A 13,882-nucleotide genomic window follows, 5' to 3' on the forward strand; every position below is an offset into this window, starting at 1 on the left:
TTCAGGTTTTACAGCCCGGCAGCCGCGCGCAGTGCATCTACGCGGTCGGTACGTTCCCAGGTGAAGGTCGTGAAGGTGTCATCACCGACGGTCTTCTGCGCAGGTGTACGGCCGAAGTGACCGTAGGCTGCAGTTTCCTGGTACATCGGGTGCAGCAGGTCGAGCATGGTGGTGATCGCGTACGGACGCAGGTCGAAGCACTCACGCACCAGCTTGACGATCTTGTCGTCGGAGATCTTGCCGGTGCCGAAGGTGTTCAGCGAGATGGAGGTAGGCTGCGCGACGCCGATGGCGTAGGAAACCTGGATCTCGCAGCGTTCGGCGAGGCCCGCGGCCACGATGTTCTTGGCCACGTAGCGACCGGCGTAGGCAGCCGAACGGTCGACCTTGGACGGATCCTTGCCGGAGAATGCGCCGCCGCCGTGACGGGCCATGCCGCCATAGCTGTCGACGATGATCTTGCGGCCGGTCAGGCCGCAGTCACCCACCGGGCCGCCGATGATGAACTGGCCGGTCGGGTTGATGTGGAACTGGGTGTCCTTGTGCAGCAGTTCCTTGGGCAGGGTGTGCTTGACGATCAGCTCCATGACCGCTTCCTGGAGGTCTTTCTGCGACACTTCAGGGTTGTGCTGGGTCGACAGGACCACGGCATCGATACCCACGACCTTGCCATTTTCATAACGGCAGGTGACCTGGGACTTGGCGTCCGGGCGCAGCCACGGCAGCAGGCCGGACTTGCGCGCTTCGGCCTGGCGCTCGACCAGACGGTGCGAGAAGCAGATCGGGGCAGGCATCAGGACGTCGGTTTCGTTGCTGGCGTAGCCGAACATCAGGCCCTGGTCGCCGGCACCCTGGTCTTCAGGCTTGCTGCGGTCAACGCCCTGGGCGATGTCCACCGACTGCTTGCCGATGATGTTCATCACGGCGCAGGTGGCGCCGTCGAAACCTACGTCGGAGCTGTTGTAGCCGATGTCGACGATGACTTTACGAACGATTTCTTCCAGGTCGACCCAGGCCGAGGTGGTGACTTCGCCAGCAATGATCGCCACGCCGGTTTTCACCAGGGTTTCGCAGGCAACGCGTGCATACTTGTCTTCGGCGATGATTGCGTCCAGCACTGCATCCGAAATCTGGTCGGCGATTTTGTCCGGATGCCCTTCAGATACGGACTCGGAGGTGAAAAGGGAGTATTCGCTCATCTCGACGGGTTCCTAAAATTTACCGATGGTGAGTGTCGCCAGCCGGCCGCTGAAAATGGCGGACCTGGATCTGGAAACCATTACGTAAGCCCACATAAAGGCTGTCCCCGGGAGCCAGTCCCGCAGCGCTGGCCCAACGGGACAGATCATCCTGCTCAAAGCCCAGCCAGATGTCGCCGCAAGCCTCCCTGGCCCAGCTCTGGTCGTGGCTGCACAACTCAGTTACCAACAGGCTGCCGCCTGGTTTCACGTGGTCGGCCAACTGCCGCAAGGCTTCAGCCGGGGCGCTGAAGTGGTGCAGGACCATGTTCAGCACAACGCAGTCGGCGCTCACATCCGTTGCGCGGAGTGCGTCGGCCAGCTGCAGGTTGACGTTGGCCAGGCCTTCTCGTTCACAGACCTGACGGGCCAGTTCGAGCATGGTCGGGCTGTTGTCCAGGGCGGTGACCCGGGTGAAGCGCCGGGCCAGGTCCGGAAGAAATTCGCCATCGCCCGGACCCACTTCAAGGGCGCCGGCGTCCGGTTCGAAGTTGAGCTTGTCGAGCAGTGCCAGCAAGCTTTCGCGGTACTGGGGTAGGCCGGCAATCAGGTCCTGCTGGGCGCGAAACTTCTCTTCCACCCGCAGGAAAAAATCCTGGCTGGTGGCGGCACGCCGTTGCTGGACCTGGCCGATGCGTGTCTGGACGTCGTCTGGCAGGCTCAACTCGTCGACTTCTTCGAGCAGCGCCGCGTGCAGCTTTCCGCCCAGGCGCAGAGCATCGGGCAGGGCGCGGCGATAGAAGATCGCGTTGCCTTCCCGGCGGGTAGCCACCAGGTCAGCCTGGGCCAGCACCTTGAGGTGGTGGCTCATGCCCGACTGGCCGGTGGCGAAGATCTGCGCCAGTTCCAGCACGCCGAACGAGTCGCTGGCCAGCGCCCGCAATACCTTCAGGCGCAGCGGATCGCCACTGGCCTTGCACAGGGCAGCCAGCTCGTCGCTTTGCTCGGGGCGGATTGAGGACGCGCGTTGATTCATGGGTCGGCAGTCTAGTCAGGGTGACCCTGCATCGCAATAGCAATATCAAAAAGTTTTGATATTGCGCGATGAGCGGAGCGGAACTTCGCTGAAGCGTCGACCGATTCTGCTGTTTGACCGGGCTATCGCCTGATTCTGCCTCCATTCACGGGAAAATAATGCCGCGTCGACCATCCGTCATTGCCCCCGGGCATGTGCCTGGGCGAAAATAGCCGCCTTTTTTCGTTTCGTAATTTATTCAACCCCCCAGGAGATAAGCGATGCCGAGCCGTCGTGAACGTGCCAACGCCATTCGAGCACTCAGCATGGATGCCGTGCAGAAGGCCAACAGCGGTCACCCCGGTGCCCCGATGGGCATGGCGGATATCGCCGAGGTTCTTTGGCGCGACTATCTGAAGCACAGCCCGAGCAACCCGAATTTCGCTGACCGCGACCGCTTCGTGCTGTCCAACGGTCACGGCTCGATGTTGATCTACTCGCTGCTGCACCTGACTGGCTACGATGTGACCATCGACGACCTGAAGGCCTTCCGCCAGCTGCACAGCCGCACCCCGGGTCACCCCGAGTTCGGCTACACCCCGGGCGTCGAGACCACCACCGGTCCCCTGGGCCAGGGCCTGGCCAACGCCGTAGGCTTTGCTTTGGCGGAAAAAGTGCTGGCCGCCCAGTTCAACCGTGAGGGCCACAACATCGTCGACCACAACACCTATGTGTTCCTCGGCGATGGTTGCATGATGGAAGGTATTTCCCACGAAGTCGCCTCCCTGGCCGGCACCCTGGGTCTGAACAAGCTGGTCGCCTTCTACGACGACAATGGCATTTCCATCGACGGTGAAGTCGAAGGCTGGTTCACCGACGACACGCCGAAGCGTTTCGAGTCCTACAACTGGCTGGTGATCCGCAACGTCAACGGCCATGACGCCGACGAGATCCGCACCGCCATCGAGACCGCGCGCAAGAGCGACCGTCCGACCCTGATCTGCTGCAAGACCATCATCGGTTTCGGCTCGCCGAACAAGCAGGGCAAGGAAGATTGCCACGGCGCTCCACTGGGCAACGACGAAATCGCCCTGGCGCGCAAGGAACTGAACTGGAACCACGGTCCGTTCGAAGTCCCGGCCGACATCTACGCCGAGTGGGACGCCAAGGAAGCCGGCAAGGCCGTCGAAGCCGAGTGGGACCAGCGTTTCGCTGCCTACGCCGCTGCCTTCCCGGAGCTGGCCAGCGAGCTCAAGCGTCGCCTGAACGGCGAGCTGCCAGCTGACTTCTCCGCCAAGGCCGATGCCTACATCGCGGAAGTCGCGGCCAAGGGCGAAACCATCGCCAGCCGTAAAGCCAGCCAGAACACCCTCAACGCCTTCGGCCCGCTGCTGCCGGAGTTCCTCGGCGGTTCGGCCGACCTCGCCGGCTCCAACCTGACCCTTTGGAAAGGTTGCAAAGGTGTCAGCGCTGAAGACGCCAGCGGCAACTACATGTACTACGGCGTGCGCGAGTTCGGCATGACCGCCATCATGAACGGCGTCGCCCTGCACGGTGGTCTGGTGCCTTACGGCGCTACCTTCCTGATGTTCATGGAATACGCTCGCAACGCCGTGCGCATGTCGGCACTGATGAAGCAGCGCGTCATCCACGTCTACACCCACGACTCCATCGGTCTGGGCGAAGACGGCCCGACCCACCAGCCGATCGAGCAGCTGACTGCCCTGCGCAGCACGCCGAACCTGGACACCTGGCGTCCGGCCGATGCCGTCGAGTCGGCGGTGTCGTGGAAGTACGCCCTGGAGCGCAAGGACGGCCCGTCGGCGCTGATCTTCTCGCGCCAGAACCTGCAGCACCAGGATCGCGATGCCGGCCAGATCGCCAACATCAGCCGCGGCGGCTACGTGCTCAAGGACTGCGCAGGCGAGCCTGAGCTGATCCTGATCGCCACCGGTTCCGAAGTGGGCCTGGCCGTTCAGGCGTTCGACAAGCTGACCGAGCAGGGTCGCAAGGTGCGCGTGGTATCCATGCCATCGACCAGCGTGTTCGATGCCCAGGATGCAGGCTACAAGCAGTCCGTACTGCCACTGGAAGTCGGCGCGCGTATCGCCATCGAAGCGGCCCATGCCGACTTCTGGTACAAGTACGTCGGTCTGGAAGGTCGTGTCATTGGCATGACCACCTACGGCGAGTCGGCCCCTGCGGCTGCCTTGTTCGAGGCATTCGGCTTCACCCTGGACAACATCCTGGGTACTGCTGAAGAGCTGCTGGAAGACTGATCCTGCTGTCCTGTGGGGGCTGCGTCGGCTTCATCGCTGGCTACGCCAGCTCCCACAGGGTCGGGTGGTGATCCCTGTGGGAGCTGGCGCAGCCAGCGATGGCGGCGACCCGGTTCCCACAGGTCACAGATAACATTCTGTTCCGTGAGCATCCCATGCCCCAACCGCGTCCTTACAAAGTTGCACTCAACGGCTACGGCCGTATCGGTCGTTGCGTCTTGCGCGCACTCTTTGAACGGGGGGCGAAAGCGGGTTTCGAGATCGTCGCACTGAACGACCTGGCCGACCAGGCCAGTATCGAATACCTGACACGCTTCGACTCCACCCACGGGCGTTTTCCCGGTGAGGTGAAGGTCGATGGCGACTGTCTGCATATTAATGGCGACTGCGTGAAGGTACTGCGCAGTGCCACCCCGGAAGGGATCGACTGGGCGGCACTCGATGTCGACCTGGTGCTCGAATGCTCCGGCGCCTACCACACCCGTGCCGATGGCCAGCGCTTTCTCGAAGCCGGCGCACCACGTGTGCTGTTTTCCCAGCCCATGGCCAGCGAGGCGGACGTCGATGCGACGGTCGTCTACGGCATCAACCAGGACTGCCTGGACGGTAGCGAGCGCCTGGTCTCCAACGCGTCCTGCACCACCAACTGCGGCGTGCCGTTGTTGCGGGTGCTGGACCAGGCGTTCGGCCTTGAGTACGTGTCGATCACCACGATCCACTCGGCGATGAACGATCAACCGGTCATCGACGCCTATCATCACGAAGACCTGCGCCGTACCCGTTCGGCGTTCCAGTCGGTGATTCCGGTGTCCACCGGGCTTGCCCGTGGTATCGAACGCCTGTTGCCGGAACTTGCCGGGCGAATCCAGGCCAAAGCGGTACGCGTGCCGACGGTGAACGTATCGTGCCTGGACATCACCCTGCAGACCGCCCGTGACACCACGGCGGCCGAGGTCAACCAGGTGTTGCGTGACGCGGCCCTGAGCGGACCGCTCAAGGGGCTGCTGGCCTATACCGAGCTGCCGCACGCCAGTTGTGATTTCAACCATGACCCGCATTCGGCCATTGTCGATGCCAACCAGACCCGCGTTTCCGGCCCCCGGCTGGTCAACCTGCTGGCCTGGTTCGACAACGAATGGGGGTTTGCCAACCGTATGCTCGACGTTGCCGATCACTATCTGCACGTCGTCAATCAAACCCGCTCCACTTGTAAACAGCCCTGAAGGACTGCATTCATGACCGTGTTGAAGATGACCGACCTCGATCTGCAAGGTAAGCGCGTACTGATCCGCGAAGACCTCAACGTCCCTGTGAAGGACGGTGTGGTTGCCAGCGATGCGCGTATCCTCGCTTCGCTGCCGACCATCAAGCTGGCCCTGGAAAAGGGCGCGGCCGTGATGGTCTGCTCGCACCTGGGACGCCCGACCGAAGGTGAGTTTTCTGCCGAAAACAGCCTCAAGCCGGTTGCCGACTACCTGAGCAAGGCCCTGGGCCGTGACGTACCGCTGGTTGCCGACTACCTGGATGGAGTCGAGGTCAAGGCCGGCGACATCGTGTTGTTCGAGAACGTGCGCTTCAACAAGGGCGAGAAGAAAAACGCCGACGAGCTGGCGCAGAAATACGCCGCCCTGTGCGACGTCTTCGTGATGGACGCGTTCGGTACTGCCCACCGCGCCGAAGGCTCCACCCATGGCGTGGCCAAGTTTGCCAAGGTTGCCGCCGCAGGCCCACTGCTGGCTGCCGAGCTGGACGCCCTGGGCAAGGCCCTGAAAGCCCCGGCCAAACCGATGGCAGCCATCGTTGCCGGCTCCAAGGTGTCGACCAAGCTGGACGTGCTCAACAGCCTGAGCCAGATCTGCGACTTGCTGATCGTCGGCGGCGGTATCGCCAACACCTTCCTGGCTGCGGCCGGGCACAAGGTAGGCAAGTCGCTGTACGAAGCCGACCTGATCGACACCGCCAAGGCCATCGCCGCCAAGGTCAACGTACCGCTGCCAGTGGACGTCGTGGTCGCCAAGGAATTCGCTGAAAGCGCTGCGGCCACCGTCAAGCTGGTCGCCGATGTCGCCGACGATGACATGATCCTGGATATCGGCCCGCAAACCGCGGCCAACTTCGCCGAGCTGCTGAAGTCGTCGAAGACCATCCTGTGGAACGGTCCGGTCGGTGTGTTCGAATTCGACCAGTTCGGCAACGGCACCAAGGTGCTGGCCCAGGCCATCGCTGACAGCGCTGCGTTCTCCATCGCCGGTGGTGGCGACACTCTGGCGGCCATCGACAAATATGGCGTTGCCGAGCAGATCTCCTACATTTCTACCGGTGGCGGTGCATTCCTCGAGTTCGTCGAGGGCAAGGTCCTGCCAGCGGTCGAAGTACTGGAACAACGGGCCAAGGCCTGATTTTCAGCGCCTGGCAAAGGGAGTGACCTGATGGTCAAGCGATTGCCTGTGTTTGTCCTGGTCGGAATGCTGGGCGCCTGCTCCAGCACTCCGGAGCCTGAGGTCGATAAGCCGGGCGCGCCGAAAGGCGGCTGCTATCAGTCCGAGTGGCAGGCTGAAACCGTGCCGGTGATCAACAAAAGGCTCGGCCCGGATGGGCTGGAAAAATACGACGACGAACACCAGCGCCGGGCTCAGGGCTGCCCTTGATCGGCTGCTGGCAACCTACCGGTGTGTTTGTGGTCTGCTAGAGGATATTGGATGAAAGCTGTTGTGGCCCTGATGGCCCTGGCCGTACTCGGTGGATGCGCAAGTATGATGCCTGCGTCGGCACCGGCGCCATCGGACAACTGGACCCGCTGGGTCTGTGACAGCCAGGTCGAAGTGCTCTGGCGTTTTGTCGACAACAATCAGGACCGTGTGGATGTGCGGTTGGGGGGCGGTGACCAGGTCTACCGCCTCAAGGCCGAGCCGGGTGCGTCAGGTACGCTGTACAGCGATGGCGTGCTGGCCTTCCACAGCAAGGGTGATGAAGGCCTGGTGTACTGGGCCGCCACCAACGATTTGATAGGGCGGAGCTGCAAGGCGCCGTGACTGGCCGGGCCGCTTGAAGGCGGCCCACACTACTTGAATAGCAGCCGCCACTGCGGCAGGCTTGCACGAAAAACGACGCTTGTCGGGAGAGAGATACACAATGGCACTCATTAGCATGCGCCAGATGCTGGACCACGCCGCCGAATTCGGCTACGGCGTTCCGGCTTTCAACGTCAACAACCTCGAGCAGATGCGCGCCATCATGGAAGCTGCCGACAAGACCGACTCTCCGGTGATTGTCCAGGCCTCGGCCGGTGCTCGCAAATACGCCGGTGCCCCGTTCCTGCGCCACCTGATCCTGGCGGCCATCGAAGAGTTCCCGCACATCCCGGTGTGCATGCACCAGGACCACGGCACCAGCCCTGACGTCTGCCAGCGTTCGATCCAGCTGGGCTTCAGCTCGGTGATGATGGACGGCTCGCTGGGCGAAGACGGCAAGACCCCGACCGACTACGAGTACAACGTTCGCGTGACCCAGCAGACCGTGGCCATGGCGCACGCCTGCGGTGTTTCGGTTGAAGGTGAGCTGGGCTGCCTGGGCTCGCTGGAAACCGGCATGGCCGGTGAAGAAGACGGCATCGGCGCCGAAGGCGTGCTGGATCACAGCCAGATGCTGACCGATCCGGAAGAAGCCGCCGACTTCGTCAAGAAGACCCAGGTCGACGCCCTGGCCATCGCCATCGGTACCAGCCACGGTGCCTACAAGTTCACCAAGCCGCCTACCGGCGACGTGCTGGCGATCGACCGCATCAAGGAAATCCACAAGCGCATCCCCAACACCCACCTGGTGATGCACGGTTCCTCGTCGGTACCGCAAGAGTGGCTGGCGATCATCAACCAGTACGGCGGCGACATCAAGGAAACCTACGGCGTACCGGTTGAAGAAATCGTCGAAGGCATCAAGCACGGCGTGCGCAAGGTCAACATCGACACCGACCTGCGCCTGGCGTCCACCGGTGCCATGCGTCGCATGATGGCCACCAATCCGAGCGAGTTCGACCCGCGCAAGTTCTTCGCTGAAACCGTCAAGGCCATGCGTGACGTGTGCATCGCCCGTTACGAAGCCTTCGGCACTGCCGGCAATGCCTCGAAGATCAAGCCGATCTCCCTGGAAGGCATGTTCCAGCGCTACGCCAAGGGCGAGCTGGCGGCCAAGGTCAACTAAGACCTTCCCTGCAGAAAAACCCGCAGCGATGCGGGTTTTTTTATGCCTGGAATTTATAAGCCATGTACCAATAAGGGAGGGGCTATTTCTCTGTGCCAATGCGAAGGCCAGCGGGTCAGTATCGAGGACCCACTACCAGAGGAAAGCTCAATGGATGATGAAGTAATTGTAGAACAGGACTTGTCGGCTACTGTTGCTGCAGAAACGCAGCTGCCTGAAGAACACCTACCAGAAGCTGAAAGTGCCGGAATCAACAGCGGGTGCCCTGGTGGACGCCTCTCGGGCGGGATATGCATGCCCTTCAATAATGCCGAGCGCAAAACATGGATGTACAGTTATCGAGGTAATCGTTCGATTTCTTCGCTGCCCATTGGTGGGGCTATTTTACCGGGTAGCCATAATTCTGGCTTTGATAAGGAAGCAGGTTATACCCCTTCATCACAGACCTGCCAGGATGTTTCTATATATAAACAACTGATGGCGGGCATCCGGGTGCTCGACCTGAGGGTACACTTTTACTCAAATAGTTCTGGTTCAAGACGGTTCTCAATCTTTCACAGTACAACCAACGGCCGCACGGTGGAGGTCGATGTGCTCGATGCGTTGCTCCGCTACCGTCGTGATGCAGGGGCAAGTCGAGAAATAGTGATCTTGAATTTCCATGAATTTCGTGACTTTAATCCCGCTGCACATCGTGAGTTGGCCGCTCTCATCAATCGAAAGCTGGGCCGTTCACTGATACCCAGGTCGTGCATGGAGGTTGCAGTCAGTCAATTCTGGGAATTGGGCAGAAACACGATAATTTCTTATAACACTGGAACGAGCGAACCCTACTGGCCGGGTGTAAATCAGAGATGGATTGGCTCCAATACCCCTAGCAAGAATAAGATGGAGGAGTTTATCCGGAAAGTCGGAAATGAGTCGAAGCCATTTGGTATGTTGAGGTCCGTTCAGGCTGCTTACTATTCGCTGCCTTTTTTCGTGCCAAAGGATCTTTCCGGTGATGTGATGAAATGGTTTGCGGCAGGAAACGATAGTCATCCGATTCAAAAGCATTACATCATTAACACTGACTGGTCGTTGCGTCAGCGACTGATAGACAACATTATTTATGGCAATGGTGTTCGTGCCGAGCAGCGTGGTGCTCATGTTAATGTCTCCAGCCCAAACAGGTCAGGGTCAGTAGTGCCGACCCGTTCTTACGGGATATACGCGATGGCCAATGGCAATTGGAGCGCGACACTCTCATTTGCGGTAAATAGCTCAACGAGTACCTCTATCCAGGTTATCCGCAGTGACGCAACCTTCGACAGTCAGTTGAGGATGAGCAATGGCAGCACGTTGAAGATAAGCAAGGGCGATCGCCTGGTGTTTCGTGTGCCTCCTGGGCAGGGGGCGCAACTGATCGAGAGGTTCACCGCGTAGCCGTTTTTCGTCGCTGACAGTGTGGTCACTGCCAGGAGCTTTGACGCGATAGACCGTTAGTCGGCGAGCGATCATTTATTGCAATAGTGGCAATCTGTACACTTCAGGTTTATGGCAGGTGGGTCTAGAGTTACGCTCGGATCTCAACCGAATTTCGATGTCGGTGCCACAAGAGAAGCAGCATGGATTGCGCGCAACCTACGTCTCACGATAGCGGCTCGGTACTCCTGGTCGTTGATGATTACCCGGAAAACCTGATCAGCATGCGTGCCCTGCTGGCCCGTCAGGACTGGCAAGTGATTACCGCAAGCTCCGGGGTGGAAGCCCTGAGCGCGTTGCTCGAACACGACGTGGACCTGGTCCTGCTGGATGTGCAGATGCCGGGCATGGATGGTTTCGAAGTCGCCCGCCTGATGCGCGGCAGCCAGCGCACACGGCTGACGCCGATCATTTTCCTCACTGCCAACGAACAGTCACAGGACGCGGTGCTCAAGGGCTATGCCAGTGGCGCGGTGGATTACCTGTTCAAGCCGTTCGACCCGCAGATCCTCAAGCCCAAGGTCCAGGCCTTGCTTGAGCAGCAGCGCAACCGCCGTGCGTTACAGCGCCTGACTCGCGACCTTGAAGCCGCACGGGCCTTCAATGCCTCTGTGCTCGACAATGCCGCCGAAGGCATCCTGGTGGTGGCTGATGACGGCACGATCAGCTTCGCCAACCCGGCCATCTGCAGATTGCTCGATGCGCCGGTTGAACGTTTGCAGGGCACTGGGTTGCTGGAGTTCGTGCAGTCGCCCGGCGCGGCCACATGGCCCGAGTCGGCGTTCTACCAGGCCTACCTGGACCGGGAGATTTTCCGTGTGCATGACGCCATCCTGCGTACGGCGGGAGGGCATCCGGTACCGGTGGCGCTGTCCTGTGCCCCGTTGCCGGGGGAACCGCCGGCGATGGTAGTCACGCTGCTGGACATGTCGGTGGTGCGTAGCCTGCATCAGCAGCTTGAATTCCAGGCTGTCACCGATCCGTTGACCGGCCTGCTCAACCGGCGCGGCTTCTATCAGGCGGCCGAAAGTGCGCTGGTGCGCCACGAGCGCTCGGACAAGCCCCAGGCCTTGCTGTTCCTGGACCTGGACGGGTTCAAGCGCATCAACGACTCCCACGGCCATGAGGCCGGTGACCGCGTGCTGTTCTGGGTGGCCGAGCAGCTCAAGGAATGCATGGGCAACTGCGCAATACTCGCGCGCATGGGGGGTGACGAGTTCACCGCCTTGCTCGATTCTCTCGAATACCCTGAACAGGCCGCGCGTTTCGCCGAGCGGCTGATCGAGCGGATGTCGATCTATCAGGAAATCGATGGCCTGGAAGTGACCCTGGGGGTCAGCATCGGCATTGCCACCTACCCTGAATGCGGAACCAGCCTCGATAGCCTACTGCGCGCCGCAGATGCCGCAATGTATGCGGCCAAACAGTCCGGACGCCAGCAATACCGATACTACGACCAGGACCTGAATGGTCGGGCGCGCTCGCGGTTGATGCTGGAGGACAGCGTGCGGGGGGCAATCGAACACAACGAGTTCAGTCTGGTCTACCAGCCCCAGGTGGCTTTTACCGATGGGCGTCTGCGCGGCTTCGAAGCGCTGCTGCGCTGGTGTCATCCCAGTGTCGGGGATGTGCCGCCAGGCCTGTTCCTGCCCTTGCTCGAAGAAGCCCGGCTGATTACCCGCCTGGCCAGCTGGATCTACCAGAAAGGCGCAGCGCAGCGCAGCACCTGGAACGAACGCTACGACGCCGGGCTGGTGCTGAGCATCAGTCTGAGCCGGGTGCAGTTCGCCATGCCCAACCTGGTCGAGGAACTGGGCCGGGTGATTGCCGGGCAGGGGCTGCAACCGGCGCAGCTGGAGGTCGAGATCACCGAGGCCTCGTTGATGTATAACAGCGACGAAGCCTTGAAGCAGTTGCACAGGTTGCGCGAACTGGGCGTGCGCATCGCCCTGGATGATTTTGGTGTCGGTGACTGTTCGCTGCGCATGTTGCGCGACCTGCCGATCGATACCCTCAAGCTCGACCGGCACCTGGTGGCTCGACTGCCTGGCTCGGCCGCCGATGCTGCCATGGTTCGCTGCGTGATCGAGTTGTGCCGGCAGTACGAAATCAGCGTCATCGCCGAAGGTGTGGAAAACCATGAGCAGGCGCACTGGCTGCAGGCCAATGGTTGCGATCACCTGCAGGGCTTTCTGGTGGCGCATCCCATGACGGCGGACGACGCCAGTGAGTTTCCGGGCTTTTTTGCCTGGCAGCAGCCGTAGTTGGGTACACTTGGGCTTTATCCGCCTGCGTTTGCCCCATGAACACGCTCAAATACCTGCAAGCCTATCCGCCCGCCCTGCAAGACCAGGTTCGCCAGTTGATTGCCAGCAATCGCCTGGGCGACTACCTACAGCAGCGCTATCCGGAGCGGCATGCGGTGCAGAGCGACAAGGCGCTGTACAGCTATGCCCAGGGCCTGAAGCAGGAGTACCTGCGTAACGCCCCGAACCTGGACAAGGTGCTGTTCGACAACCGTCTGGACCTGACCCATCGGGCGTTGGGCCTGCATACCGCAGTGTCGCGGGTACAAGGTGGCAAGCTCAAGGCCAAGAAGGAAATCCGCATCGCTTCGCTGTTCAAGGAGGCGGCGCCGCAGTTTTTGAAGATGATCGTGGTGCATGAGCTGGCGCACCTGAAGGAAGCCGAGCACAACAAGGCCTTCTACCAACTCTGTGAATACATGCAGCCGGGCTACCATCAACTGGAGTTCGACCTGCGCGTTTACCTGACCTACCGCGAGCTGCCTGGCAACGGGTGAGCCACAAGGACCTGCCGATGGATGTGAGCAAGACCAAGACCAGTTTCTACCGCCGCCTGTACGTGGCCTGGCTGATCGACAGCCAGACCGCCAGCAGCGTGCCAGCCCTGATGGAAGCCACCGGCATGCCCCGGCGCACGGCCCAGGACACCATTGCCGCGTTGGCGGACCTGGATATCGTCTGTGAGTTCGAGCAGCAGGAGGGCGCGCGCAATCACGCCGGGCACTACCGGATTCGTGACTGGGGGGCGATCGACAAGGAGTGGATCATCCAGCACCTGCGGCGAATTCGTGAGGTACTGGGGTATCCCTGAGGACTGAGGGTCTATCGCGGGGCAAGCCCGCACCTACACCCGCGTTTTTGTTAGCCCCGACGCATCCCGATGTGTGGAATGTCGTCCTCCAGGTATTGCTCACCCACGGCCACGAAGCCATAGCGCCCGTAGTAACCCTGCAGGTGTGCCTGCGCCGACAGGTAGACCGGCACGCCCGGCCAGCGTTTTTCTGCCTGCTCCAGGGCCTTTTCCATCAAATCATGCCCCAGTCCCTGACCCCGGGCCGCGGGCGCGGTGACCACGCGCCCGATCACCACATCGCCGCCCTGGGACTCCGGGTCGAGCAGGCGCAGGTAGGCCTGCAGTGTGTCGTCCTGCCAGGCCATCAGGTGACAGGTGTCGCTGTCCAGGTCCTGGCCATCGACATCCTGGTAGGCACATTTCTGTTCGACCACGAAGACTTCGGTGCGCAGCTGCAGAATGGCATAGAGTTGTTCTTTGCCAAGGTCACTGTGATGTTTGCAGATCCATTCGATGGACATTGGAAGGCTCTCTGGCAATGGATGACCTTGATCATGGCAGAAGCTACACGCGAGAACGAGCGCGAATATGCCGCACGTCAGTACAGGATGTGACAGCGTTCAGGATAGAGGCTATTTGATATCATTGTC

At 61.0% G+C, this 13,882-nt stretch carries 13 protein-coding genes; 10 read left to right on the top strand and 3 right to left on the bottom strand.

Annotation, left to right across the window (positions count from 1 at the left end; genetic code table 11):
- Positions 1–8: 8 nt before the first annotated feature.
- Positions 9–1,199 carry a methionine adenosyltransferase gene (metK, locus tag ACIQUS_RS02640; protein WP_403042499.1) on the bottom strand — a complete coding sequence of 397 codons (1,191 nt, stop codon included), beginning with the start codon at positions 1,197–1,199 and terminating at the stop codon, positions 9–11.
- Between the two features lie 19 nt (positions 1,200–1,218).
- The gene (locus tag ACIQUS_RS02645) at positions 1,219–2,214 is read right to left on the bottom strand and encodes an ArsR/SmtB family transcription factor (protein ID WP_403042502.1); all 996 of its coding nucleotides are present in this window, start codon (positions 2,212–2,214) and stop codon (positions 1,219–1,221) included.
- Between the two features lie 260 nt (positions 2,215–2,474).
- On the opposite strand from ACIQUS_RS02645, the gene tkt reads away from it, so the two are divergent.
- From tkt to ACIQUS_RS02695, 10 genes are all read left to right on the top strand, one after another.
- Positions 2,475–4,472 carry a transketolase gene (gene tkt / locus ACIQUS_RS02650; RefSeq protein ID WP_403042504.1) on the top strand — a complete coding sequence of 666 codons (1,998 nt, stop codon included), beginning with the start codon at positions 2,475–2,477 and terminating at the stop codon, positions 4,470–4,472.
- A 155-nt stretch (positions 4,473–4,627) separates the two neighbouring features.
- Positions 4,628–5,695: an erythrose-4-phosphate dehydrogenase gene (gene epd / locus ACIQUS_RS02655; RefSeq protein ID WP_403042506.1), complete on the top strand. Its 1,068-nt coding sequence runs from the start codon at positions 4,628–4,630 to the stop codon at positions 5,693–5,695.
- 12 nt (positions 5,696–5,707) lie between these two features.
- Entirely contained in the window at positions 5,708–6,871 is a 1,164-nt protein-coding gene (locus tag ACIQUS_RS02660; RefSeq protein ID WP_403042508.1) for a phosphoglycerate kinase, read from the top strand.
- 30 nt (positions 6,872–6,901) lie between these two features.
- Positions 6,902–7,120, top strand: coding sequence for a hypothetical protein (locus ACIQUS_RS02665; RefSeq protein ID WP_403042510.1), 219 nt, complete (start codon positions 6,902–6,904; stop codon positions 7,118–7,120).
- Positions 7,121–7,171: 51 nt separating this feature from the next.
- Entirely contained in the window at positions 7,172–7,504 is a 333-nt protein-coding gene (locus tag ACIQUS_RS02670; RefSeq protein ID WP_403042512.1) for an MliC family protein, read from the top strand.
- A 100-nt stretch (positions 7,505–7,604) separates the two neighbouring features.
- The gene (fba, locus tag ACIQUS_RS02675; RefSeq protein WP_285864574.1) at positions 7,605–8,669 is read left to right on the top strand and encodes a class II fructose-bisphosphate aldolase; all 1,065 of its coding nucleotides are present in this window, start codon (positions 7,605–7,607) and stop codon (positions 8,667–8,669) included.
- 150 nt (positions 8,670–8,819) lie between these two features.
- Positions 8,820–10,094, top strand: a complete 1,275-nt coding sequence (locus ACIQUS_RS02680) for a hypothetical protein (protein ID WP_403042515.1) — start codon at positions 8,820–8,822, stop codon at positions 10,092–10,094.
- Between the two features lie 182 nt (positions 10,095–10,276).
- A complete protein-coding gene (locus tag ACIQUS_RS02685; RefSeq protein ID WP_403042518.1) occupies positions 10,277–12,397 on the top strand; it encodes a putative bifunctional diguanylate cyclase/phosphodiesterase in 2,121 nt (706 codons plus the stop codon).
- Positions 12,398–12,435: 38 nt separating this feature from the next.
- Positions 12,436–12,936, top strand: a complete 501-nt coding sequence (locus ACIQUS_RS02690) for a YgjP-like metallopeptidase domain-containing protein (protein ID WP_403042520.1) — start codon at positions 12,436–12,438, stop codon at positions 12,934–12,936.
- Positions 12,937–12,953: 17 nt separating this feature from the next.
- Entirely contained in the window at positions 12,954–13,250 is a 297-nt protein-coding gene (locus ACIQUS_RS02695; protein ID WP_285864571.1) for a winged helix-turn-helix domain-containing protein, read from the top strand.
- A 50-nt stretch (positions 13,251–13,300) separates the two neighbouring features.
- Here ACIQUS_RS02695 and ACIQUS_RS02700 read toward each other — a convergent pair whose 3' ends face one another.
- Positions 13,301–13,753 carry a GNAT family N-acetyltransferase gene (locus tag ACIQUS_RS02700; protein ID WP_403042523.1) on the bottom strand — a complete coding sequence of 151 codons (453 nt, stop codon included), beginning with the start codon at positions 13,751–13,753 and terminating at the stop codon, positions 13,301–13,303.
- Between the last annotated feature and the right edge of the window lie 129 nt (positions 13,754–13,882).

Source organism: Pseudomonas sp. NPDC090755, from assembly GCF_044769005.1.
Lineage (GTDB): Bacteria > Pseudomonadota > Gammaproteobacteria > Pseudomonadales > Pseudomonadaceae > Aquipseudomonas.

Bases quoted from the DNA above. Each gene is read 5' to 3' on its own strand.
- metK (WP_403042499.1), bottom strand. From the start codon at position 1,199: ATGAGCGAATACTCCCTTTTCACCTCCGAGTCCGTATCTGAAGGGCAT.
- ACIQUS_RS02645 (WP_403042502.1), bottom strand. From the start codon at position 2,214: ATGAATCAACGCGCGTCCTCAATCCGCCCCGAGCAAAGCGACGAGCTG.
- tkt (WP_403042504.1), top strand. From the start codon at position 2,475: ATGCCGAGCCGTCGTGAACGTGCCAACGCCATTCGAGCACTCAGCATG.
- epd (WP_403042506.1), top strand. From the start codon at position 4,628: ATGCCCCAACCGCGTCCTTACAAAGTTGCACTCAACGGCTACGGCCGT.
- ACIQUS_RS02660 (WP_403042508.1), top strand. From the start codon at position 5,708: ATGACCGTGTTGAAGATGACCGACCTCGATCTGCAAGGTAAGCGCGTA.
- ACIQUS_RS02665 (WP_403042510.1), top strand. From the start codon at position 6,902: ATGGTCAAGCGATTGCCTGTGTTTGTCCTGGTCGGAATGCTGGGCGCC.
- ACIQUS_RS02670 (WP_403042512.1), top strand. From the start codon at position 7,172: ATGAAAGCTGTTGTGGCCCTGATGGCCCTGGCCGTACTCGGTGGATGC.
- fba (WP_285864574.1), top strand. From the start codon at position 7,605: ATGGCACTCATTAGCATGCGCCAGATGCTGGACCACGCCGCCGAATTC.
- ACIQUS_RS02680 (WP_403042515.1), top strand. From the start codon at position 8,820: ATGGATGATGAAGTAATTGTAGAACAGGACTTGTCGGCTACTGTTGCT.
- ACIQUS_RS02685 (WP_403042518.1), top strand. From the start codon at position 10,277: ATGGATTGCGCGCAACCTACGTCTCACGATAGCGGCTCGGTACTCCTG.
- ACIQUS_RS02690 (WP_403042520.1), top strand. From the start codon at position 12,436: ATGAACACGCTCAAATACCTGCAAGCCTATCCGCCCGCCCTGCAAGAC.
- ACIQUS_RS02695 (WP_285864571.1), top strand. From the start codon at position 12,954: ATGGATGTGAGCAAGACCAAGACCAGTTTCTACCGCCGCCTGTACGTG.
- ACIQUS_RS02700 (WP_403042523.1), bottom strand. From the start codon at position 13,753: ATGTCCATCGAATGGATCTGCAAACATCACAGTGACCTTGGCAAAGAA.